The sequence below is a fragment of the Maricaulis maris genome (genome assembly GCF_003634045.1).
Classification (GTDB): Bacteria; Pseudomonadota; Alphaproteobacteria; order Caulobacterales; family Maricaulaceae; genus Maricaulis; species Maricaulis maris.
Genome location: NZ_RBIM01000008.1, coordinates 37,254 through 58,932 on the forward strand (window position 1 = coordinate 37,254; position 21,679 = coordinate 58,932).

General features: G+C 59.7%; 18 protein-coding genes. 13 read left to right on the forward strand and 5 right to left on the reverse strand.

The window, feature by feature from the left end; translation table 11 throughout:
* The first annotated feature begins 9 nt into the window (after window positions 1–9).
* From C7435_RS15410 to C7435_RS15455, 10 genes are all read left to right on the forward strand, one after another.
* Window positions 10–960, forward strand: coding sequence for a hypothetical protein (locus C7435_RS15410; protein ID WP_147422728.1), 951 nt, complete (start codon window positions 10–12; stop codon window positions 958–960).
* Window positions 957–1,520 carry a hypothetical protein gene (locus C7435_RS15415; protein ID WP_121212383.1) on the forward strand — a complete coding sequence of 188 codons (564 nt, stop codon included), beginning with the start codon at window positions 957–959 and terminating at the stop codon, window positions 1,518–1,520. The genes C7435_RS15410 and C7435_RS15415 overlap by 4 nt, the downstream gene beginning before the upstream one ends.
* A complete protein-coding gene (locus C7435_RS15420) occupies window positions 1,517–1,936 on the forward strand; it encodes a hypothetical protein (protein ID WP_121212384.1) in 420 nt (139 codons plus the stop codon). The genes C7435_RS15415 and C7435_RS15420 overlap by 4 nt, the downstream gene beginning before the upstream one ends.
* Window positions 1,937–2,088: 152 nt before the next feature.
* The gene (gene gspD, locus C7435_RS15425) at window positions 2,089–4,074 is read left to right on the forward strand and encodes a type II secretion system secretin GspD (RefSeq protein ID WP_170150507.1); all 1,986 of its coding nucleotides are present in this window, start codon (window positions 2,089–2,091) and stop codon (window positions 4,072–4,074) included.
* A gap of 50 nt (window positions 4,075–4,124) precedes the next feature.
* Window positions 4,125–4,883: a type II secretion system protein GspK gene (locus C7435_RS15430; protein ID WP_147422730.1), complete on the forward strand. Its 759-nt coding sequence runs from the start codon at window positions 4,125–4,127 to the stop codon at window positions 4,881–4,883.
* Window positions 4,883–8,002 carry an FG-GAP-like repeat-containing protein gene (locus C7435_RS15435; RefSeq protein ID WP_233350807.1) on the forward strand — a complete coding sequence of 1,040 codons (3,120 nt, stop codon included), beginning with the start codon at window positions 4,883–4,885 and terminating at the stop codon, window positions 8,000–8,002. The genes C7435_RS15430 and C7435_RS15435 overlap by 1 nt, the downstream gene beginning before the upstream one ends.
* Window positions 8,002–9,213, forward strand: a complete 1,212-nt coding sequence (locus C7435_RS15440) for a tetratricopeptide repeat protein (protein ID WP_121212387.1) — start codon at window positions 8,002–8,004, stop codon at window positions 9,211–9,213. Before C7435_RS15435 ends, C7435_RS15440 begins: the two co-directional genes overlap by 1 nt.
* Before the next feature lie 11 nt (window positions 9,214–9,224).
* Window positions 9,225–10,472 carry a tetratricopeptide repeat protein gene (locus C7435_RS15445; RefSeq protein WP_325048664.1) on the forward strand — a complete coding sequence of 416 codons (1,248 nt, stop codon included), beginning with the start codon at window positions 9,225–9,227 and terminating at the stop codon, window positions 10,470–10,472.
* A gap of 93 nt (window positions 10,473–10,565) precedes the next feature.
* Window positions 10,566–11,024, forward strand: a complete 459-nt coding sequence (locus C7435_RS15450) for a hypothetical protein (RefSeq protein WP_147422731.1) — start codon at window positions 10,566–10,568, stop codon at window positions 11,022–11,024.
* A 24-nt stretch (window positions 11,025–11,048) separates the two neighbouring features.
* Window positions 11,049–12,245 carry a hypothetical protein gene (locus C7435_RS15455; protein ID WP_143743080.1) on the forward strand — a complete coding sequence of 399 codons (1,197 nt, stop codon included), beginning with the start codon at window positions 11,049–11,051 and terminating at the stop codon, window positions 12,243–12,245.
* A gap of 71 nt (window positions 12,246–12,316) precedes the next feature.
* Here the strand turns inward: C7435_RS15455 and C7435_RS15460 are convergent, their stop codons facing one another.
* The 4 genes from C7435_RS15460 to C7435_RS15475 all read right to left on the reverse strand — a co-directional run bounded on the left by C7435_RS15460 (window position 12,317) and on the right by C7435_RS15475 (window position 16,071).
* Window positions 12,317–12,979, reverse strand: a complete 663-nt coding sequence (locus tag C7435_RS15460) for a sulfotransferase family 2 domain-containing protein (RefSeq protein WP_143743081.1) — start codon at window positions 12,977–12,979, stop codon at window positions 12,317–12,319.
* Window positions 12,980–12,987: 8 nt separating this feature from the next.
* Window positions 12,988–13,893, reverse strand: coding sequence for a class I SAM-dependent methyltransferase (locus C7435_RS15465; protein WP_121212390.1), 906 nt, complete (start codon window positions 13,891–13,893; stop codon window positions 12,988–12,990).
* Window positions 13,894–14,122: 229 nt separating this feature from the next.
* Window positions 14,123–15,322, reverse strand: coding sequence for a glycosyltransferase family 2 protein (locus C7435_RS15470; RefSeq protein WP_075191185.1), 1,200 nt, complete (start codon window positions 15,320–15,322; stop codon window positions 14,123–14,125).
* Complete coding sequence (locus C7435_RS15475) at window positions 15,319–16,071, reverse strand: glycosyltransferase (RefSeq protein WP_083635225.1); 753 nt, start codon at window positions 16,069–16,071, stop codon at window positions 15,319–15,321. The genes C7435_RS15470 and C7435_RS15475 overlap by 4 nt, the downstream gene beginning before the upstream one ends.
* 334 nt (window positions 16,072–16,405) lie before the next feature.
* Between C7435_RS15475 and C7435_RS15480 the strand changes: the two genes are divergently transcribed.
* The 3 genes from C7435_RS15480 to cysN all read left to right on the forward strand — a co-directional run bounded on the left by C7435_RS15480 (window position 16,406) and on the right by cysN (window position 20,552).
* Window positions 16,406–17,530, forward strand: coding sequence for a DegT/DnrJ/EryC1/StrS family aminotransferase (locus C7435_RS15480; protein ID WP_075191187.1), 1,125 nt, complete (start codon window positions 16,406–16,408; stop codon window positions 17,528–17,530).
* Between the two features lie 275 nt (window positions 17,531–17,805).
* Window positions 17,806–18,657 (forward strand): sulfate adenylyltransferase subunit CysD, encoded by an 852-nt coding sequence (gene cysD / locus C7435_RS15485; protein ID WP_233350808.1) that lies wholly within the window; start codon window positions 17,806–17,808, stop codon window positions 18,655–18,657.
* On the forward strand, window positions 18,657–20,552 hold the full coding sequence (gene cysN / locus C7435_RS15490) for a sulfate adenylyltransferase subunit CysN (RefSeq protein WP_075191188.1): 1,896 nt from the start codon (window positions 18,657–18,659) through the stop codon (window positions 20,550–20,552). Before cysD ends, cysN begins: the two co-directional genes overlap by 1 nt.
* 45 nt (window positions 20,553–20,597) lie before the next feature.
* Here cysN and cysQ read toward each other — a convergent pair whose 3' ends face one another.
* Entirely contained in the window at window positions 20,598–21,395 is a 798-nt protein-coding gene (gene cysQ, locus C7435_RS15495; protein WP_170150510.1) for a 3'(2'),5'-bisphosphate nucleotidase CysQ, read from the reverse strand.
* Window positions 21,396–21,679 lie beyond the last annotated feature (284 nt).

The following is a 21,679-nucleotide window of genomic DNA, read 5'->3' on the forward strand; positions in this document are numbered from 1 at the left end:
GACTTGCGGATGAGCGGAAGGGTGTTTGGCGAGTCCGTCGCCGACCTTATCGCCTGGGCGGTTGAAGAAGTGCGCCGCGATCTGCCGCGACCGGTCGCGCATCTGGGGCGGCGCGTTGTCGCCGACCGGTATGAATTGTCACCCCAGGGTCGGCTCTCGCCAACCGGACAGGTCCTGCGTTCATGGTTGGGTGTTCTGTCTCGGACGGACAACACCACTGCGGCGCGGGGTGGTCGCGCCGACGGCGTCGAACTCGCCCTTTCCGAAGCTGCGGTCTTTCGCACACAGGCCGATGTGAATCCGGTTATTGCGCGCCGCGGAGATGCTGCTCTCCGGGCGAGGTTGCAGCAACACTCTCCCTTGCCGCCGGAGCAGGCCGTGCTGGCGTATTCTCTGGCCGGATTGGGGCGTGACGGACGGATTGTCGTGGATGTCGCCGTCGCACACCGTGCGGCGGTCGAGACCGCCCGGCACCTCGCCCGCGAGCGCGCCGCCCGATGGCAGGTCGTTGCCGACCGGTCACAAGGGGCGCCGCTCGTGTTCGCCGATTCAAAGGCGGGTGAAAAGCGGAGCCTGTGGCGCAATGTGGTCTTGCGATCGCTGATCATTGCGGCAGCAGCTCTGGTCTGTCTTTCTGCTGTCTCGCACCGTTTTGAGCGGGAGGCTGACCATATTGTCGCCCAGCGGGATCGGTTGCTCGAGGAGGTGCGTCATCTTCGACTGCAGCGTGCGGCGCAGGATGATATTGAGCCGGCCTTGTTGTTCGCACGGTCCCATACAGGGCTTCCCGATCTGCTGGATGGCCTGGCGGATGTCATGGCACATCCTGATATGCCGGCTGCCGTCGCGCGCATCGACCTCCAATCGCCGGATGCCGTGCGTATTCTTCCGACAGAGTCAGGGCTTGGTTCGTTGTCTATTGCCCTGGACGTATCGCCGACCGAAGAGTCAGGATCATGAGGGCGTTCGTGCTGACCCTTCCGGGCCCCTGGCCGCGATTGCTGGCCTGGGCTTTGGTGGTACTTCCTGTCCTCCTGGTCGGGGTGTTTGCGTGGCTTTCTCTTCAGCAAGCGGTCACCGGTTGGGCGCGTCGCGCGGCGCTCAGTGACGAGGTCGCACAGCTGAGTGAGGGTTTGGTCACTGCGGAAATGGCGAATGCGCAGTGGATGCGCGCGCGGCAACTAACGGTCGAGGGAATGGCGGAAATGTCAGACCCGACGCGTGCTCGTGAGGCCTTCGGCGCGCGTTATGGCGCGTTCCTGTCGGCCCTGGAGGCTGCGGGTGTCGAGACTGGCCAAGCGACCGGGATTGGCGAAAGTGCTGTGACCGGGCGGGTTGGCGAGCTTTATGCCGTCTGGATCGGGGTGGCACCGGTCGAGACTGTCTTCTCCATCCTGGAAGATCCACAATTCCGTCCACTCCGTGTATCCGAAATGAGCATTATCGCCACCGGCGCGGGTGGCGAAGCCGAGTTTCTTGTGGAGTTCCGTCAGCCGTACGTGATCGGGCGCGCCGAATGAGCCGCAGTGCTGACATGATATGGGCGGGCATGGCGGCCTTGCTGGTGTTGGGCGCGGCATGGGCCAGCGTCTGGCCTTTGCCGGCGATGGAGCCGACGGAAACGCTGCAATCGGCCGTCGTCCCAGAAGACACGCGCCCCGAGGGTTGGCGCGATGCGGTTGCCCAGGCGCTGCAACCGCGTTCGGCGCCGACAGCTCGGGCGGTGGCTCCGGCACAACCATTGGCGCGCTACGAGCTGGTCGGGGTCGTGGAAGCGGATTCCGGTGGTTGGGGCCTGTTTCGCGGGAATGATGGGCTCATCACCATTCCGTTGGGCGGAAGTCTCGATGGTTATGTGTTGAGATCGCTGACGCCGCATACAGCGGTCTTCGAGCTTGGCGAGGACCGCGTGACACTGTCGCGTCCTCAAAGATAACGCAGATTGTTTTGCTAGAGCTGCGCTGTATGTAGCGCTAGGGTCAGCGCCAGCAGGATCGGCGAGGGGATGGGTTCGTGTCACAGCGTTTTGTCTTAATCAGTATGGTGTGCGGCGGGCTTTTTCTGAGCCTGCCGGGGTGCGCGCAACTCATGCCCGATGCTGCTCGTGTGCATGAAGGCCGCTACCCGGGCACGACGCTTCCGCCCGAGGAAATTGACGCGGGTTCGACGGGCGTCAGCGAGTCGGGTGCGCAACCACCTGTTGCCGATACAGACGGACAAGCCGCGACCGGCCAGGACCGGCTTGTCTATTTTGACGCGCGAGACGGATCTCGCCTCAGCCAAGCGCCCAGCCGCGCGGATCTGGATAGCCGGACCCTGCGGTTGAATTTCGTGGATGCGCCGGTCGCTGATGTTGTGCGTACGATTGTCGGCGATGCGTTGGGCCAGACCGTCATGGTGGCGGACGGTGTGTCCGGGCGGATATCGCTGACATCCGCCGAGCCGGCACCTGCCCGCGCTGCGCTCGCTGCATTGGAGACGGTGCTGGGTGAATCCAATCTCGTGCTTGCCGAGCGTGCCGAGGGTTATTTGCTGACCCGGCTTGATATGGCGCGTCCGGGGCTGACCGGCCTGTCGTCGGAGCTGGGCTATGGTGGCCGCGTTGTTCCCGTCACCCATACGACCCCGAGCGCCATTGTGACGTTGATCGACCCGTTCCTGTCGGACCGGGTGGAAGTCGTGCCACATGACGAACTCGGTGTGCTGGTCCTCGCCGGCCCCGGCCCGGACGTCGATGCGGCCCGGCGGGCTGCCATCCTCTTTGACCGTCCATTCCTGACAGACCGCGTGTTCGGCATGTTCGAGCTGCGCTATGTGTCTGCTGAAACGGCCAAGAGCGAAGTGGACATGGTGTTGTCCGGCACCGGCATGTCGACCGATGCCATACAGACCATCGCCATGCCGCGTCTCAACATGTTGTTGGTGACGGCCCGGGATCGGAGTCAGTTCGATCAGGCCCAGGCTTGGATCGAGCGTCTGGACCGGCCGTCGGCCGGGTCGGAGCGTCGGTTGAGATACTACGTCGTTCGCAACACGCCAGCCTCCGCGCTGGCTACCCAGATCACTGCGGCTTTCGCCGGTGGGCAGACGGGGGCCGGCCAATTGATCGAGCCGCGTTTCCAGGGGGATGACGCGCACGGAGCGACAAATACTCCCGGTGAGGAGCAAAGTCGGCTCACAATCATTGCCGATGAACTCAACAACGCACTGATCATTCGCGCGACAGATCAGGAATATCGGGAAATTCTCGACCTGGTTCACCGCATGGACGTTATGCCGCCGCAGGTTCTCATTGAGGCGACAATCGCTGAAGTCCGTCTTGAGGACGGCCTCGATTTTGGTGTGCGATGGTATTTCGAGAATGCAGGATCCAACGAGACCTCAACCGTTCAGTTCTCGGATTCGACGACCGGCTCGACCGCGCCGGTTTTCCCCGGTTTCAATTATGCCTTCTCCGGAACCGATCTGACGGCGACGCTCAGCGCGCTCCGCTCGATTACCGATGTGACTGTGTTGTCGGCGCCCTCGATCATGGTCCAGAACAATCAAACCGCGCATCTCCAGGTCGGTGATGAAGTGCCGATCGTCACGCAGACCGCGACTTCGGTCTCGGAGACAAATGCTCCGATCGTTTCGTCCGTCGAATTGCGGGAAACCGGCGTGATTTTGCAGGTGACGCCGCGCATCAACGCCAGCGGCATGGTGGTGCTTGTGGTCAACCAGGAGGTCTCGAGTGTTCGCCCGACCACGACGTCGGGAATTGACTCCCCGACCATCCAGAAGCTGGAATTCACAAGCACGGTGTCGGTCCGAAGTTCGAATACGATCGCCTTGGGCGGGCTGATCCGGGAAACGACGTCCGACAATGAGTCGCGTACGCCCTTGTTGGGGGACATTCCCGGGGTCGGCAATCTGTTCCGGAACCGCGCCATGTCCAGCCAGAGGAGCGAGCTGATAATCTTTCTTACGCCGCGCATTATCTGGACGGATGAGGATGCCGGCGGTGCGCTCATGCATGTGCGCCGACAGTTTGAAGCCCTGGAGGCCCGGCAGCCTGGCCTCTTTGACAATTGAGATCCCATCGGGTCGCCTGCGCCGCGCGGGATCGCGAGCGCGGGTCGGCCTTGGTATTTGTCCTGTGGATGTCGCTCTTGCTGGCGACGATACTGCTGGCGATCACTTCACTGACCCATACGCGGCTGCGTTTGGTGGCGGTGGAGCGAGAGGGCATGGTGCGCGAAGCCGCGCTACGTTCGGCTCTGGATATCGTCGCCTATGATATCGCCCTGATCGGCCGCAGCCATGTCGCGGCTCTGCCGGTTGACGTGCAGATCGGCGAGCACATCGTGCGCGTCGAGGCCGGACCGGGCCAACGGCTACTCGATCTGAACATGGCCAACAATGAGCAGCTGACGGCGTTGTTTGTGCGTCTCGGCGAGAGCCAGGTCACAGCGGAGACCATTGCCGACCGGATACTGGACTGGCGTGATGCTGACGATGATGAGCGCGCGCGGGGCGCCGAGCGGGCAGCCTATGCGGCGCGCCCCGACGACGCCCCGCAGAACCGGCCATTCATGTCGGTGGAGGAGCTGAGGCACGTCTTGGGCATGACGCCGCGGCACTATGCGTGTGCGGCGGCATATCTGACGGTCGTTGGCGGGACACCGGCTCCGGCGCGCGACTCCGCTCATTTTGGTCCGGACACCCGGATTGACGGCATGCGTGTGTCGCTGCGTGCCTTGGTCGCGGATTCAGTCGGACGAAGCCACGAAATGGTCGGACTCGCCGAGTTCGAGACCTCACCGGAGCGCCCGTTTCTGTGGGTTGCGTTCGGCGAGGATCAGCTCCAGAACCTTAATTGTCCGTCGGGGGAGGGAAGTTGATGATGGCGTCTGGACTGATCCGGATGGATCAATGGAAGCGGCTTGTGCTTGCGGCAATCGTGATGGCCGTTGTCGCCACATTCTTCTGGACGACATCCCGGTATCCGTCCCTGGACGAGAAGGCCATGATGAGCGGCGCCATCCAGCTCGAGGATCCGCTCGGGTTCGAGGCCCTGATTGCGCTGGACCCGGCGGCATCGACCGTCGAGCGAATTGGAGTTTCAACGGTCAACTGGATCAATACAAACAAGAAGGGCATGACCTTCGGTTGGCTCTTTGGTGCGATCTTCCTCACCTTGCTTGGCTATTTCCGACGGCGAAATTTCAGGGGCGGGTTCGCGAATTCGTTCTACGGAATGGTCATCGGTGCGCCACTGGGGGTTTGCGTGAACTGCGCGGCGCCGATTGCGCGGGGCCTGTTCCAAGGCGGATCACGGGCAGAAACAACACTGTCTGCGATGATCGCATCGCCGACCCTGAACGTTGTGGTGCTGACGATGGCGTTCTCGCTTCTGCCTTTCTACATCGCGATCACGAAGGTTGCTCTCAGCCTTGCGGTCATCCTGGTGGCGGTGCCGCTTATCTGCCGGGTCTTGCCGCAGGAACGTCTCCTGCATTCGGTGGAACCGGTCCCGGCGCCACAAGCCCCCGGAATGCCGGAGCCGGAAAGGGAAAACCTGCGATCCTCCCTGATCGGGTTCATGACTGATTTTGCCAGGAATTTCTGGTTTATCCTGCGCATGACTGCGCCGCTCATGCTGTTGGCCGGCTTTCTGGGAGCGGTCGCCGGCACGCTGTTGCCGGCAGATTTGATAAATGACCGGGAGTTCGGTCTGGTCGGTGCGCTGGCGGCAGGCGTCTTCGGGACGTTTTTACCGGTCCCGATCGGGTTCGACGTTGTCGTATCCGGCGCGCTGCTCAATGGCGGGGTTGGCCATGGTTTCATCATGACCCTCGTGTTCACGCTCGGCAGTTTCAGTGTTTACTCCTTCATGATCGTCGCGACCTCGGTCGGCTGGCGGGCGGCGGGCCTGCTGGCGGCAACCGTTTGCGTGTTGGGGATCGGAAGTGGCGTGGCCATTGACGCTTATCATGACTACCAGACCCGGCGGGCGATTGAACTGCTGACCGGCGAGGATGACGTCGCGTCCTTCACGCTCGGTGCCATCAGCCCTGCGGTCATAGCCACGGCCCGCGGCTCGACGGTCGCGGTGGTGCGCCAATCGGTCTCTGACATCGAGCTGGAGCGTTTACCTTACGCCGAAAACATCGCCCATGGTGACGCGCCCTTCACACGTGTTGAAGCTTGGCGACTTGGCATCGAACACCCGGTGGAATTCTCGATGGCGGATATGTGGCCGCCTTTCTGGGAAGGTCGGAGCGTGGCGTCTGGCGATATTGATCGTGACGGCGATGTGGACCTGATTTTCGCGTCAACACGCATTGGTCTTTATATCTATCGCAATGACGGCGTCGGGGGCTTTTCGGGCGGCGCGATCGATGATCCGCGAATTCAGGACCTTCCGGTTTTCAATGCGGCCCTGCTGGACGTCGATAATGACGGGTTTCTCGATCTCTTCCTGACCACATTCCGCCAGGGTAATTATGTTCTTCCCAACAGGAATGGTCAGTTTGTTGCTGACGGTCTTCGTCCGGTCGCCAATCGGGATGACGCCATTTTGACGCTCGCGGCCAGTTTCGCCGATGTGGACCGGGATGGGGATCTTGATGTCGCGCTCGGAAATTGGGCGGCTGGCTGGTACCGTCGTATTCCGGGCGAGGAATCGCGCAACCGGTTGGTCCTTAATGATGACGGCGTGTTGAGCGGGCAGGACTTCCGTGACCTCCCGGGTATTCCCGGCGAAACCTTGTCCATCTTGTTGTCGGACCTGAATGCGGACGGCGCTGCGGACCTGCTGGTCGGCAATGACTTTGAAGTGCCGGATTATGTCTATTTTGGTGATGGTGCAGGTCAGTTCCGGGCGGTGACGCATCAGGACGGTCTGATTCCGATGACGACCAATACGACGATGTCGGTTTCGTCCTTTGACATCCGGAATACCGGGCAGATGGCGTTATACTTTGCGCAAATCGCGGGCCGCGCCGATGGGGTGTCGGACCGCCTCAGAATGCAGCCAATTGAACGCTATTGCGATGGCGTTGAGCGCGATTTGGACCGCGACATCTGTCAGCGCAACATGGACATCAAGGTCTGGTACAGATCCGGCAATAGTCTGGATCCGTCAAATGCCCGGCGCTGCTCAACCTTCGAGGAGCCCTACCGATCCGAATGCCGCGGCATGATGCTCAAGGACCTGGCCATCCAGAACGGTGATGCCGAGATGTGCGGGCTTATTCCGGTCAGCCAGACGACGATCCGGTTGCTGTGCGATGTCCACTTCCTGCCGTCGCGTGTGATGACGGGGCGTGAGCAGGATGAGGCTCTGCCGCAAATCATGTCGCGCAATGTCTTGTTGGAACTCGGCGAGCGCGACGTCTACGCAGAGACCGCGCAGGCCATGCACGTGGAAGTCGGCGGCTGGAGCTGGGATGTCTCACACGGTGATTTTGACAATGATGGTTGGCAAGACATGTATATCGTCAATGGCACGTGGGTCCCCAACGAAGTGACACCGTCAAATATCTTCCTGCGCAATCGAGACGGCGCTCGGTTCGAGGAGGTCACCGACGCGTATGGGTTGAGTGACTTTGCCATCACTGCGGCTGCGACGCTGGCGGATATCGACAATGATGGTGACCTTGATGTGATCGCGGTCCCGGTGAATGCGCCGGTCACGGCTTTTTTGAACAACTCGGATCAGTCCGCCATCAGCTTCCGGCTCATCGACGAGCGGGGAAATCGGGACGGAATCGGCGCGCGGGTGGAAATCCGTCACGAGGGCTTTGGCACCGGCTTGCAAACCCGTGAAATTCAGCTTGGCGGCGGCTTCATGTCGTTCGACGCGCCGATCGCTCATTTCGGACTCGGTCAGCTCGATCATGTCGACAGCGTAGAAATTCGTTGGGCCGATGGTTCACGCACAAACATTAACGAGCAGCTGGAGGCGGGCGCCACCTATGTGGTTCACCGGCGAAATCGCGGCGGAGGCTTAGAATAATGCGAACACGTTTTTTGGTTGGTGCGGGGCTTTTGGCGCTTGTGATTGCGCTGGGTTTCGCCGTCTACCCATGGCATCAGCAGTCCGTCTTGTCGGAAGAGGACATGGCCGCGCGGATGGATGAGGCAGAGGAAGCCTTTGCCCGCACAGACTATGCAGAGGTCGCCGAAATCCTTGCGGAACTGGCGGATGCGGGTCTGCCGTTGGCGCAATATCGACTTGGGCTGATGTATCGGGAAGGCCGGGGCGTGGAGCATGATCTGGATCGTGCAGTTGCATTGCTCGAAGACGCGGCCGGGCAGGAGTGGGGCGCTGCTGAGGACGCGTTGATCGCGATCTATCTGGAGCGTGCCGAGGCCGCGTCGTCGCCGGCGGACGAAATCGTTTGGCTCGAGCGGGCTGCTCGCCGTGGCGATGCCGGTGCGAGGGCTGTAATGGGCTCCTACTATTTTTCCGGAACCGGGGTCGAGCGCGATGTCGAGCGGGGCATTCGGCTGCTTACCGAGGCGGCAGAAGCCGGCGATGTTCGGGCCCAGTCCAATCTTGGTTATGCCTACTCCACAGGGACCGGCGTCGCGAGAGACGACGCCCGCGCCTTGCAATGGTACCTGATGGCGGCCGAGGCGGGCATGGTACGCGCCCAGGCGGCCGTTGGCTTGTTCTATGAAACGGGCCGAGGCACGGACCGGGACATCACCCAGGCGGTGCGATGGTATCTCAATGTTGTCGGAGAAGGTGTGCCCGGCATCAGCGCGCGGCTGGGCGCATTGATTGCATCTGATGCGATCAGTGCCGAGAACTACCCGGACGCGCAGCTATGGGTGCTGGATGCAGCGCGCGCCGGCGACAGTGCGTCATTGCGCTGGCTCGAGGAGCGGGCCGCTGCCGCCGATGCGGCTGCCCTCAACGCGCTGGCAATCATGTATGAAGTCGGAGAGGGCGTCCCTCAGCATGACGGGCGTGCGCTTGATTACTTTCGCCGCGCTGCGAATGCCGGGTCACCGTCCTCTCAGCTGTCCATGGCGCGCCGTTTTGCAGCAGGGCAGGGTGTCACCCAGGATTATGTGCAGGCACACGTCTGGGCAAATCTGGCCGCCGCGCGCGGTGCGAACGAGGCGGCTCGCGAGCGCGATGTGTTCGCTCGCTTCTTGACTCCGGAGCAATTGGCTGAGGCGCAAGAACTCGCGGCCGAATGGCAACCGTCACAATAGGGCAAACGGTGATGCGCTATCGGACATATTGGGGTTGCTTGGTTCTCATCGGGGTCTTTGTCGCGTCGGCGTGGCAGGCGGCCGCTCAATCGGACGATTCGATCGAGGACTTGTTGGAGCGTGGCCGATATGCCAACGCGCTTCAGCAGGCGCATGACCTGTCGGCGACCGGGGATGCAGTGGCACGATCATGGCTGGCCCACATCTATCGGCAGGGACTGGGGGTGCCGCAGGATCTCAGCCGGGCGATCGAGCTTGACCGGGCCTCGGCGGAAGCCGGCGTTGCGAGGTCACAGAACGCGCTCGGCCACTCATTGATCATGGGGTTGGGCGTTGAAGCCGACATCAGTGCCGGACAGGCCTGGCTCCATCGCGCCGCCCAGACGGGCGCGGCGCAATACGAATTTGACTACGCCCGAAGTTTGACGTCGGAACTGGCGGACCCACCCGACTTCGTCGAGGCTGCCGTGTGGTATCAACGGGCCGCAGATCAGGGCTTCATCGAGGCGCAGACAAATCTCGGCATTCTGTACATGACGGGTCAAGGTGTGTCGCAGGACGTCGACCGGGCTCGCGCCCTCTTTCTGGCGGCCGCCAACGCTGGCGACGCACAGGCCCAAAACAATCTGGGGCTTCTCCATGTTCGGGGAGAGGGCGTGCCCCGGGACTATGATGCCGCCTTCAACTGGTTCCGGTTGGCCGCTGAGCAGGACTTGCCGCAAGCGTTGCGAAATCTCTCGGTTCTTTATGAAAGCGGTCAGGGTGCGCCTGTCGATGAGGAGCGGGCGCGCCGGCTTCTTGCAAGGGCCCGCGCGCTGGAGGGGGGCGCACTGGAGCCATTGCTGTCGATCATCGGCTTTCCGTTCGATCCGCGCCTGCATGAGCCCGACTGGGACATGGCGCCTGATAGCGCGGAGATCGCTGCCGTTTTGGGCGGTGATCCTGTTGCCGTGTATATTCAGGGGCAACGCTTCATGCGGGGGGGCAGCGAGCGTCAGGATTTTCGTTTGGCTTTTTCCTCATTCGAAGCCGCGGCACGCCACGGCATGAGCGGCGCAGAATTCAGCCTTTGCCTGCTTCATGCAAACGGGTGGGGGGCGCCGCAGAATTATCGATCCGCCTATGTGTGGTGTAGCTTGGCGGCTTATCGTGGTTATCCTGGCGCCGACGTGTTGCGGGACAATCTGGCGCTTCGAATGACGGCTGCGCAGATCGATGCCGCGCGGCGGGACATCGCGCAAAGGTTGTCACAGGACTGAGGCCGCGCCGTCGGTCGTCGTTTGAGCAATTTCGCGTGTGACGATTGTATACGGCGGGGGGGCAGTGTATCATTGTAGTTGAGGAGATCGTTCATGCATCGAAACCGGGTTGCCCAGATCGTAGTAATGCTCAGCCTCGCGTTTGCTGTGCCGGTCGGCGGGGCTGCTGCGCAAGGGCTTTCGGCTGCATCGGACGTCGGCCTGTCGGCACGGTTTGCGGGAAGTCGGATCTATTTTGATGCTGATCCGACCTATTTCAACATTACCGTCTCCGTAAGTGGTCCGGATGGTTATCACGGACAGGTGTTTTCAGAGCGCCGGGCGCCAAGCTTTCGCTTGGCCGACTTCGGTGAGGTCGCGGACGGTGTTTACCGGTTTGAAGTGACCGCGGCGACGCAGGCGTTCGCGCGTCAAGCGGTGCGGGAGCCGAGTGGCTATAATGGGCGCGACTCCACAGCACAACGCCCGCGCGAGGGTGTGAGTTTTTCAGGAAATTTTCGGGTCGAGAACGGTCAAGTACTTGTTTTCGATAATGCAGATCAAGAGACGTAATCCAGGCACCGGGGGCCTCACGCAATGAAACATCTTCTTTCCGCAACAAGTGCAGCAGCTGTGTCGATGGCGCTCATGGCGATCGCCCCCAGTTCGGCTCGGGCGGACATTCAGCATCTTGATGATGTCATCATCACGTTCAGCTTGTGCGTGGGCAATGACTGCGTGAATGGGGAAAGCTTCGGGTTTGATACGCTCCGTTTGAAGGAAAACAATCTCCGCATTCATTTCGATGACACAAGTAGTTCGGCAAGCTTTCCTGCCAATGATTGGCGTATTGTTGTCAACGATAGCAATAATGGTGGAGGTTCCTATTTCGCCATCGAAGATTCGACAGCCGGGCGGCAGGTATTCCGGGTAGATGCCGGTGCGCCGGCGAACTCGTTGCGTATCGACTCGGCTGGTGATGTCGGCATCGGCTCATCCAATCCCGTCGTGGATCTCCATGTCGTGAGTGGAAACACGCCGACATTGCGCCTGGCGCAGGATGGATCAAGCGGTTTCACCCCACAGACATTCGATGTCGCAGCAAACGAAGCGAACTTTTTCATCCGCGATGTCACTAATGGCAGCGCGTTGGCATTCCGGATCCAGCCGGGTGCGGATGAAAACGCCCTCTTTATCGCGTCTGACAATGATATCGGCCTGGGGACGAACAGCCCGCAAGCGGCGCTTCACCTTCGTCGAACCAACGCGACAGCAAGTATTCTTGTGGAAGAAACGAATGGGACGGCCGCGTCCCGGGGTCTTATGACCCTCCGGAATAATGGCACTGTCTACCTTGGGCTCGAGGATCTGTCGATCTCGGGCGGTGCCGATACGGGTCAGATCTGGAACCTGCAGAATGATACTGGCAGATTTCGCATCACGACCGCTCCAGGTGGTGCCGATGAGGTGGAGTTGGAACTCGATCATGACGGCAATCTAACCATAGAAGGCGAGTTGGTAACGGCCGGCTCGTGTTCGATTGGTTGTGACCGTGTGTTCTCAGACGACTACGAACTGCTTGATATTAGCGAGCATGCGGACCTGATGTTTCAGCTGGGGTATTTGCCGAATGTTGGGCCGACGCCTGAGGATGGTCCCTTCAATGTGACCGACAAGATGGGGCGTATGCTCAATGAATTGGAGCACGCGCATATTTATATTGCGCAGCAACAGTCGTTGATCGATCAGCTTTCCGTGCGTGTCGCGGCGCTTGAGGTGGCTGAAGCTCCCTAAAAGCGGTCCTTATGGACTAAAAAGGGGCCTGGCGCGTCAGCGCCAGGCCCCTTTTTCTTGAGAATACTCGACTAGGATGTGGCCCGTGACCAGTCGATACCGGTGGCGTCCAGAGACGGGCGAAACGCCCGATATATAAGTGAGCGCTGGTCCGGCGTGACTTGCTCGACCGTGACCAGCCGGTTTTGAGAATACGTTGATTTCGCGCGTGTGGTGAGCGTGAATCCTTCAATGCCGACCTGCGACAGGACGCGTGTCAGCTCTTTTTCAAGTTGGTCATATCGCAGGACTTCGTCGACGATCAGGTGGCGTTTCCCGTCGCTGACGTCTGTATACCGCTCAATATCAATGGGAAATCGACCCTTTGCGAGGAAGTCTTCCCAACTGGCGGTGTAATGTCCGTCGGGGTTGTGAAGGGGTGAATTTCGAAGCATGTGAAACTGGCTGATGCATTTCGCAACAGGCTCGCGTTCCACACAAAATTTGAACATGCTGTCATAGGTATCTCGTCCGAGAAGGTCGCGAATTTTCTGTCCGGTCATATGGTTGTAGAATTGCTTTCTCCCGGAGGCATTGAGATAGTTTCTTGGCTGATGCTCGTCCTCTTCGGGGAGTATAGGGGTCACGATGGCATCCGGCCCAGCCACACGGCTGAGGTCGACTTCGATACTGGTTCCAGCCGTCTTCACTGTTTTGATGAAAATGAAATTGTGGCGGAAGCTGATTATGGCCATGAGCAACCCTATTCGATGTTGGGTACCGACAGCCCGGCGCGGGTGATTTCTTGATGTCTCGTGCGGCGACCATACGCGTAGAGCCGGTCATGGGGTTCCGAGTAAAAAACACGGACGTCGTCAAAACCGGCTTCATAAAGCCATTCCTCAAGGCATTTTGCCGACGGCCAGAACCAAGCCCAGCCGCTCCGGTTCAGATCGTCCGCAGTGCCGCCGAAATGGCGTCCATTGCCCTTGAACCAGCACATGGATTGTTCATGCTGGATGCCTGCGCTCTCCACAAGAATATCGCCACCATCCTTCAGGCGGTTGAATAGCCTGCGCAGTCCGAGGACCGGGTCCGACAGATGATAGACGACGCCGGGTACATAGACGCAGTCAAACTTGCCCTCTTCCAGGTCATACAGGGACAAGGCGAGGCCCTCCACGTCGGGCAGTTCGAACACGCGACTCGCGAGGGCATGGGCTGTGTTGGCGTATTTGCGGACTTCATCAACCGCGACGACCTGAGTGGCGCCGAGCAATTTCAACATCAGGGTTGTGCCGCCCGTCCAACAGCCGATATCCAAAACGGATCGACCTTTGAAGAAGTCGTCGGGTAGTTCAAAGCCTTCAGTGAACTCCGAAATCAGCCGAACATGCCGGTCGCCCATCCGCCCCTTTACAAACTGGTCGTCGCCAAAGCGGTGATTGTGACCCCAGCAATACTTGATCGACAGATCGCGCTGTCTTTCCGGAGATTGATAACCTTCTCCTTCCCAGTCGACGGTTCCAATCTGCGCCAGGAGGATATCCAGCTCGGCTTGTTGTTGTGGTGAGGTCACCGAAAAGGCCTCATCAAATTTGGCCTGCAGGGCTTGCATGCGCGCAGTGACGCGTTCGGCATAGCCTTCTTTCGGTTTGAAAACAGCCATGGATTCCCCCCACGATTGGCGACAAGATTGTAAAGTGAACGCGCCGAACTCGCTGGAATTCGTGCCAGACTCTCAATCCATAACCCAAACATGTGACCGCTGTTGCTTCAAGGCGCAACGGCACGTTCTGAGTTGCTGGTGGTGGGCTGGTCCGCGTGGCGCGTCGGCATGGCGTGCCGCTTTCGTCGGACAGCACAAATCAGAAATACGGCCGCCGATCCCCGCTCGATCAAGGACGCTTTTCGGACAGATCGTCGAGATAAAGCTCGGCAATGTGATGCCGATACGCGCTTTCGGCACGGCCTTTCTGGAGCTCTGCGACGGTTGTCAGGAGCGTTCGCACTATTCGGCGGACCTTGATGGCGAGGCCCAGGGTCAGGCCGACCGAACCACTGATGCCGCCCGCCATCAGTATCCAAACGGCCTTGGTCGGGAAGGCCATCGCGGCGGCCGCACAAATAGCAACGGCGATGATGCCAGCACAGAGAAAGCGCCAGTTTCGCTGGCCCACGCGTAACCACGGCTTCAAGCGGGGCGATGCCGGTGGCTCCGGTGCCTCCGGCTGGCGCGGCGCCTTGAGTGGTGTTTGCTTGCGAAGGCCGCGGCGCGTGATGGCCGGAGGATCGTGGCGAGCAAGGATTGTATGTAGTGCGGCGCGTTCGCTGGCTTCCAGCAAGCGAGGTGAGTGCGGTATCATGTTGTTGAACTTCGCGCGGAGCGCCGGGTCCAACTCGTCGAGTTCGCGTCTGAGCACGGTATCGACTTCGCGCATATAGAGCGCACGACTGGTTTCCGAGCGCTGCCCTTCGCGAATCCGAAAACAGCCCAACATTGAGTCGACCGAGTAGAGTTCGGCTTGTCTGAAAAAGCGGGACCAAAGTTCGAAATCGTTGGCGACCTTGAAATCGGTGTCGAGGCGCCCGCCCGCCTGTTCCCACAGACTGCGGCGCCAGAATGTAGACTCCTGCTGGATCCAGAGGTGGTCGCCGGCCAGGAAGCGAAGCTGCGACCATTTCTTGAGCGGGCCGACATAGGTCAGTTTGCCATCAAGGTCGCACGTCGTCGGCAGGCCGGTGATCCAAGCGACTTCCGGGTAGGTCGCGAAGATGCGGCCAACGATTGAAAGGCACCCGGGCATTAGAAGGTCGTCGGAATTAATCCATCCCATGATATCGGCCCGCGACCCGGCGAAGCCCTTGTTCAGCGCGTCGGCATGGCCATTATCGGGCTCAATGATGACGGCGGATACTTGGTCGCGATAACGGTCCAGCACCTGGCGCGAATTATCAGTGCTTGCGCCGTCGACCAACACATATTCGAGGTTCTCATATTCTTGCTCGATGACCGACGCGATGGTGTCTTCCAGAAAGTCCGCGCCATTGAAGTTGGGCGTAACGAGATGGATCGTGGGGAGTGTTGAGTTCGTCATGCCGTTCGACGCCTGGATTGCAGCGTGTGGGCTGCGAGTGAAGCCGTGGACTTCAAGGCTGACCAATAGCCCGAATGACGACGAACCAAGTTGAAAACTTCCGCCAACCTCTTCGGTGAGACTGCCCCGGTTTTGGTGTCCCGACCAATATAAACTTCCGAATACGTCTGGTTTGTATGGAGAAATTTGGATCCGTTGCTGTAAAGGCGGACCCATAAATCCCAATCCATCACATAGTGCAGCTTGCTGTTTATGCCGTGTACGGCGTCAAGCGCAGAGCGCCGTACAAAACATGACGGCTGCGAGATGATGTTGGACCGGTACAAGATATCCGAAATGTCACTGATCTGGTCGTGCCGGCCAATATGGTGTCCGTGCGCATCAATGAAATCAGAGTGCCCGTAGACGACATCGACGTCCGGATTGCTGTCGAGGAGGGCACGTGCATTTGCCAGGGCATTCGGCGTGAGACGATCATCGCCATTCAGCCAGAAAACAACCGACCCTTCGGTGCGGCGCCATCCCTCGTCGATCGCGGCTGCCTGCCCTTCGTCCGGGCCATGACGGCGATAGGCAAAATCCAAGCCGCAGCTGTTGGCAGCCTCGGCAACGCGCGGATCTCCCGAGGCATCGAGCAGGGCTAACTCCAGGTCGACATCTTGCGCAGCGAGGCTGTTAAAGGCGTGGGGGATGAAGTCATGCCAAGCGCCCAAGGGAATTGCCGCTGCAAAGGTCGTTGTCGAAGTCATTGCCACAGCGTCTCTTGTGCGCAAGCAAAAGCTAACGAAGGCCTGACAAGACCTTCTTGAAAGATCGCGCCATCTCTACAACGAATTGGCGGTCAACCAAAGCGCGCAAACAGCGCATGACACGGGATGCGAAACCGGTTGGTCCGGTGCGCGGTGCGGTGTGTGAGGTGTGGTGGCCTTCGCGGCCGGGTGCCGGCGAGGCAAGGGCAGGATCTGACCGATACAGATGGGAAATGTTTCGTGATTTCAAAGCGTGGCGCGGTGCCATTATGTAGCTCGACAGATAGTTCTCGCCACCGCTTTGCCGCTTGGGAAGGTAGTTCCATTGCCCGATATGATCCCCTTTATTGACCTGAGTGCCCAACGCGCCCGCATAAAAGACCGAATTGATGCCGCTGTGATGAAAGTGCTCGACGAGGGGCGCTACATCCTGGGTCCGGAAGTCACCGAGTTGGAAGACAAGCTGGCAGAGTTTGCCGGCATGGGTCGCGCGCTGAGCTGCGCCAATGGCACCGACGCCATACTGATTCCGTTGATGGCCATGGGCATTGGTCGTGGCGATGCAGTCTTTGTTCCCAGTTTTACCTTCGCCGCCACAGCGGAAGTCGTTGTGCTGGCAGGTGCCACTCCGGTCTTCGTCGACATCGAACCGGATACTTACAATATGTCGGCGGCAAGCCTGTCAGAGGCGATTGAAGCGGTTCGGCAAGCAGGCGAACTCACGCCTCGCGCGGTGATCGCGGTGGACCTTTTCGGTCAGCCGGCAAACTATCCCGTGCTCGCTCCCATTGCCCGCGAGCATGGCCTCAAACTGATCTCGGACTGCGCCCAGGGCTTTGGCAGCACACTGGATGGCAAAGCCTCGCTGCATTGGGCTGATGTGTTGACCGTTTCCTTTTACCCGGCGAAGCCGTTGGGTGCCTATGGTGACGGCGGCGCCATCCTTTGCAAGGATGACGACCTCTACGCGACTATGAAGTCCGTACGTGTCCACGGCGAGGGGGTTTCGCGTTATGAATACGCCCGCATTGGCCTCAATTCGCGACTGGATACCATTCAGGCGGCAATTTTGTTGGCCAAGCTGGATGTGTTCGGTGAAGAGATCCGGATGCGGCAGGCGGTTGCTGACGCGTATGCAGCCGGGTTCGGCAATGCGGTGAAGCCGCCGCACATCATCCCGGGAGCGCAATCGACCTGGGCCCAGTACACGATCGAGGTGAGTGACCGGGACGCGTTCCGGGCTTATCTCGCGGACCAGGGCGTCCCGACTGCGATCTACTATCCGATCCCGTTGCATATGCACGAACCCTACGCCGAATGCCCGCGTGCGCCCCGAGGTTTGCCGGCAACCGAGGCGGCAGCCTTGCGCGTGGTGTCGCTGCCCATGCATCCGGACATGCCGGGCAGTGACATTGACCGTGTAACCGGTGCCGTGACGGGCTTTGCTATTGATGATTGATAGGTGCGAGTGCGGTCTGGGCTTGGATTGCCCGACCGGGCGTATCATATAGCGCGGGAATGCTCTCGGTTGTCGGTGGCCAAAGGGCGTGTTTGTGTAGTCGGTGATGAGGAATTGGGCCCCTCAAGGTCGATCGAAAAGGAAGCTGGTAGGTGACAATCGACAGTTCCGAACAAATCGGGGCCTATGCGGCCCGGTTTGACGCAGGGCGTAGCTCTCGCGCTCGCCCCCTGTCCGCTCATTTGCGGAGATTGGAGGCCGAGAGTATCCATATCATGCGCGAAGTCGCGGCCGAGTTTTCCAATCCGGTCATGCTCTACTCGATCGGTAAGGACAGTGCCGTCATGCTGCACTTGGCGCTGAAGGCTTTCTATCCCTCGCGCCTGCCTTTTCCTCTCCAGCATGTCGATTCGACGTTTAAATTCCGAGAAATGATTGCTTTTCGTGACGCCATGACGACCGCGCTTGGCCTCGAATTGCGGGTTGAAATCAATGAGGACGGTCGGGTCCGGGGGATCAACCCGTTCGACCACGGCTCGCAATTGCATACGCAGGTCATGAAGACCGAGGCGCTACGAAATGCCATGACACGGCACGGCTATGACGCTGCTTTCGGTGGTGCGCGCCGGGATGAGGAAAAATCGCGCGCCAAGGAGCGAATTTTCTCTTTCCGTGACAACAATCATGGCTGGGATCCCAAGAATCAGCGTCCTGAGCTTTGGCGAAACTACAACACTAAGATCAAACAGGGGGAATCGATCCGGGTTTTTCCACTCTCCAACTGGACCGAGTTGGATATCTGGCAATATATCCTGGAAGAGGACATTCCGATCGTGCCGCTCTATTTTGCGGCCGAGCGTCCGGTTGTGGAGCGGGATGGTCAACTGATCATGGTTGATGATGATCGCCTGCCGCTGAAGCCCGGCGAAACACCGACAGTGAAACAGGTGCGTTTCAGGACTCTTGGCTGCTATCCGTTGACCGGTGCGGTTGAGTCCGGCGCGAGCAATCTTGGCGAGATAGTTCTGGAAATGCTCACCGCGCGGACTTCCGAACGCTCAGGACGGCTGATCGATCATGACGAAGCCGGGTCGATGGAGAAGAAGAAGCGGGAGGGCTATTTCTGATGGCTGATGAAATCCCTCAAACCGACGTAATGGAACGCCTCACCCAGTCCGGCAGTCAGGGTGTGCTCCGCTTTTTGACCTGCGGTTCGGTCGATGACGGAAAATCGACATTGATTGGTCGCCTGCTCTACGACAGCAAGCTGTTGTTCGAAGACCAGATCAATGTTCTTGAGCGCGACAGCCGTAAACACGGTACGGCCGGTGACGAAATCGACTTCGCCCTCCTGCTCGACGGTCTCGAAGCCGAGCGCGAGCAAGGCATTACAATTGATGTGGCCTACCGGTTCTTTGCGACCGAAAAGCGGAAATTCGTGGTCGCCGATACGCCGGGGCACGAGCAGTACACACGCAACATGGCGACCGGGGCGTCGACTGCCGATGTGGCGGTGATGATGATTGATGCGCGCAAGGGCGTGCTTATCCAGACGCTGCGTCATACTTACATCGCGCGAATGATGGGGATACGCCACATCGTGCTGGCGATCAACAAGATGGATCTGGTCGAGCATTCTCGCGGTCGTTTTCACGAAATCGTCGCGGACTATCTTCGCAGTGCCGATGCACTCGGTTTCGAGTCCATTACGCCGATCCCGATGTCCGCCCGCTATGGTGACAATGTTACCAAACGCAGCGAGAGCATGGTTTGGTATGTTGGACCGACGCTGATCGAACATCTGGAAGAACTGGATATCGACAGCGACATCCAGAATGAAGCGTTCCGCATGCCGGTTCAGTGGGTCAATCGACCAAACCTCAATTTCCGTGGTTATTCAGGCACCATCGTCTCTGGGTCGGTGAAGCCGGGTGATGCCGTTGTTGTCGCCGGCTCCGGCCAAGCCGCGAAAATAGACCGAATTGTCACCGCCGATGGGGATGTCGACGAAGCCGTGGCTGGCGATGCCGTCACCTTGGTGCTGACGCGTGAAATCGACATTTCGCGCGGTGATGTTATTGCCGCCGCTGATGCGCGTCCAGAAGTGACCGGCCAGTTCGCTGCCGAAATCCTGTGGATGTCTGAGGACAGTCTCCTGCCCGGCCGTTCCTATCTACTCAAGATCGGTACAGCCACCACGCCCGCAACTGTGTCGGCGTTGAAGCACCGCGTCGATGTGAACACCTATGAGAAGAAGCCGAGCCGCCAACTCGAAATGAACGGGATCGGCTATTGCAACATGTCGACCGCGCGCCCGATTGCCTTTGACCCCTATCACCGGATTCGGGATATGGGGGCCTTCATCCTGATCGACCGGTTCACCAACCAGACGGTTGGTGCGGGCATGATTGAATTCGGACTGCGGCGGGCCTCCAACATTCATCATCATGCGATGGATGTAACCAAGTCAGACAGAGCTCGGATCAAGGGGCAAAAGCCGGCCATCCTGTGGTTCACGGGGCTGTCCGGTGCCGGAAAGTCGACGGTCGCCAACCTGGTGGAAAGCAAGCTGTCACAGGCCGGGCATCACACTTATTCACTGGATGGCGACAATATCCGCCACGGCCTTAATCGCGATCTCGGCTTTACCGATGGGGACCGGGTCGAAAATGTTCGGCGCATTGGTGAGGTCGGCAAGCTTTTTGTCGATTCCGGCCTGATCGTGACCTGCTCCTTCATTTCACCGTTCCGGGCGGAGCGGCAAATGGTGCGCGAACTTGTCGATGACGGAGAGTTTATCGAAGTCTTCATCGATGCGCCGTTGGAAGTCTGTATCGAGCGGGACCCGAAGGGGCTCTACAAGAAGGCCCAAGCGGGTGAGATCAAGAACTTCACCGGTTTTGACAGCCCCTATGAAGTGCCTGAATCCCCGGAACTGCATATCGAGACCGCCAATCTGAGTGCTGAAGAAGCGGCCGACAAGGTCATCGCAGAACTGAAACGGATGGGGCGTCTGGGCTGACGCCGAGGACTGTTGTGACGGGGCGGCATCGATGGATGGGCCCCGTCATTCTGTCCGGCCCCATGCGACAAAGGCGCCATTGAGATAGCCGGCGTCTTCCTTCGCATAGACGAAGGGGGCGCCGTCCGGCGTCAGCACAGCGCCGCCTGCAGCATTGAGCACGGCGTGACCCGCCCCGGTATCCCATTCCATGGTCGGGCCGAAGCGCGGGTAGACATCGGCGGTGCCTTCCGCAATCAGGCAGAACTTCAGTGACGAGCCAGCAGACACGCGTTCGGTAACGCCTTGGGCGTCGGCGAAGGCCAGTGTCGTCTCGTCCGCATGGGAACGGCTCATCACAGCGGTCATGCCGGAGGCCGGGCGAGCGCGGGTCGAAATCAGGGCCAGTGCATCAGCCGAGACGGACTGCCCCGCTTTCAATGTGCCGGCCCAGGCTTGGGTGCCGCCGACGAAAATGCGCTCCCGGGCCGGGGCGAAGACGCAGCCAGCCGTCGGGACGCGGCCTTCGATCAGCGCGATATTGACAGTGAACTCACCATTCTTGTTGATGAACTCCTTGGTGCCGTCGACAGGATCGACAAGAATGAACGCGCCATCTGTCTTCGGTCGGAAACCGGCCGCGAAACTCTCCTCAGCGAGCACCGGGATTTCGGGGAGCAAGTGCGCAAGTTCTGTAAGGATGATTTTTTCAGCCAGTTCGTCAGCGTCGGTCACAGGCGATTTGTCATCCTTCCCGCGGGCTTCGAAATCGGACTCGTATATTTCCATGACCTTGACAGCTGCCAGCGAGCAGATGCGGGCAAATTCGAAGGCAATGGCGTTCTTGTCGTCGAGAGTTGGCATAGCTCGGGTCCAGGTCACAAATACAAGTGGGCGTGATTATTCGGCGTGGTGGAGGCGTAGGCGACAATAGCGATGCTGCCAAGGCCCCGATGCGGATGAACAGGTCGTGCGCTTGAGTGAAGCGGCACAGCTGAGCGACGTTAGCGTGTGTTCAGCGTTATCACCACAAGCAAGGTGTGGGTAGCGTCTGGGTACCGCTTGTGCGTGAAGAGTTCGCGGCAGCCGGAAAGCATGCTACCCGCTCAGTGTGAAATTGGAAGGCGCTGCAACGCAGCATCCCGCAG

Bases quoted from the DNA above. Each gene is read 5' to 3' on its own strand.
- C7435_RS15470 (WP_075191185.1), bottom strand. From the start codon at position 15,322: ATGACGAACTCAACACTCCCCACGATCCATCTCGTTACGCCCAACTTC.
- cysQ (WP_170150510.1), bottom strand. From the start codon at position 21,395: ATGCCAACTCTCGACGACAAGAACGCCATTGCCTTCGAATTTGCCCGC.
- C7435_RS15420 (WP_121212384.1), top strand. From the start codon at position 1,517: ATGAGCCGCAGTGCTGACATGATATGGGCGGGCATGGCGGCCTTGCTG.
- C7435_RS15480 (WP_075191187.1), top strand. From the start codon at position 16,406: ATGATCCCCTTTATTGACCTGAGTGCCCAACGCGCCCGCATAAAAGAC.
- C7435_RS15455 (WP_143743080.1), top strand. From the start codon at position 11,049: ATGAAACATCTTCTTTCCGCAACAAGTGCAGCAGCTGTGTCGATGGCG.
- C7435_RS15440 (WP_121212387.1), top strand. From the start codon at position 8,002: ATGCGAACACGTTTTTTGGTTGGTGCGGGGCTTTTGGCGCTTGTGATT.
- C7435_RS15445 (WP_325048664.1), top strand. From the start codon at position 9,225: ATGCGCTATCGGACATATTGGGGTTGCTTGGTTCTCATCGGGGTCTTT.
- C7435_RS15460 (WP_143743081.1), bottom strand. From the start codon at position 12,979: ATGGCCATAATCAGCTTCCGCCACAATTTCATTTTCATCAAAACAGTG.
- cysN (WP_075191188.1), top strand. From the start codon at position 18,657: ATGGCTGATGAAATCCCTCAAACCGACGTAATGGAACGCCTCACCCAG.
- C7435_RS15465 (WP_121212390.1), bottom strand. From the start codon at position 13,893: ATGGCTGTTTTCAAACCGAAAGAAGGCTATGCCGAACGCGTCACTGCG.
- C7435_RS15450 (WP_147422731.1), top strand. From the start codon at position 10,566: ATGCATCGAAACCGGGTTGCCCAGATCGTAGTAATGCTCAGCCTCGCG.
- C7435_RS15415 (WP_121212383.1), top strand. From the start codon at position 957: ATGAGGGCGTTCGTGCTGACCCTTCCGGGCCCCTGGCCGCGATTGCTG.
- C7435_RS15435 (WP_233350807.1), top strand. From the start codon at position 4,883: ATGATGGCGTCTGGACTGATCCGGATGGATCAATGGAAGCGGCTTGTG.
- C7435_RS15410 (WP_147422728.1), top strand. From the start codon at position 10: ATGAGCGGAAGGGTGTTTGGCGAGTCCGTCGCCGACCTTATCGCCTGG.
- C7435_RS15475 (WP_083635225.1), bottom strand. From the start codon at position 16,071: ATGACTTCGACAACGACCTTTGCAGCGGCAATTCCCTTGGGCGCTTGG.
- gspD (WP_170150507.1), top strand. From the start codon at position 2,089: ATGCCCGATGCTGCTCGTGTGCATGAAGGCCGCTACCCGGGCACGACG.
- cysD (WP_233350808.1), top strand. From the start codon at position 17,806: ATGCGCGAAGTCGCGGCCGAGTTTTCCAATCCGGTCATGCTCTACTCG.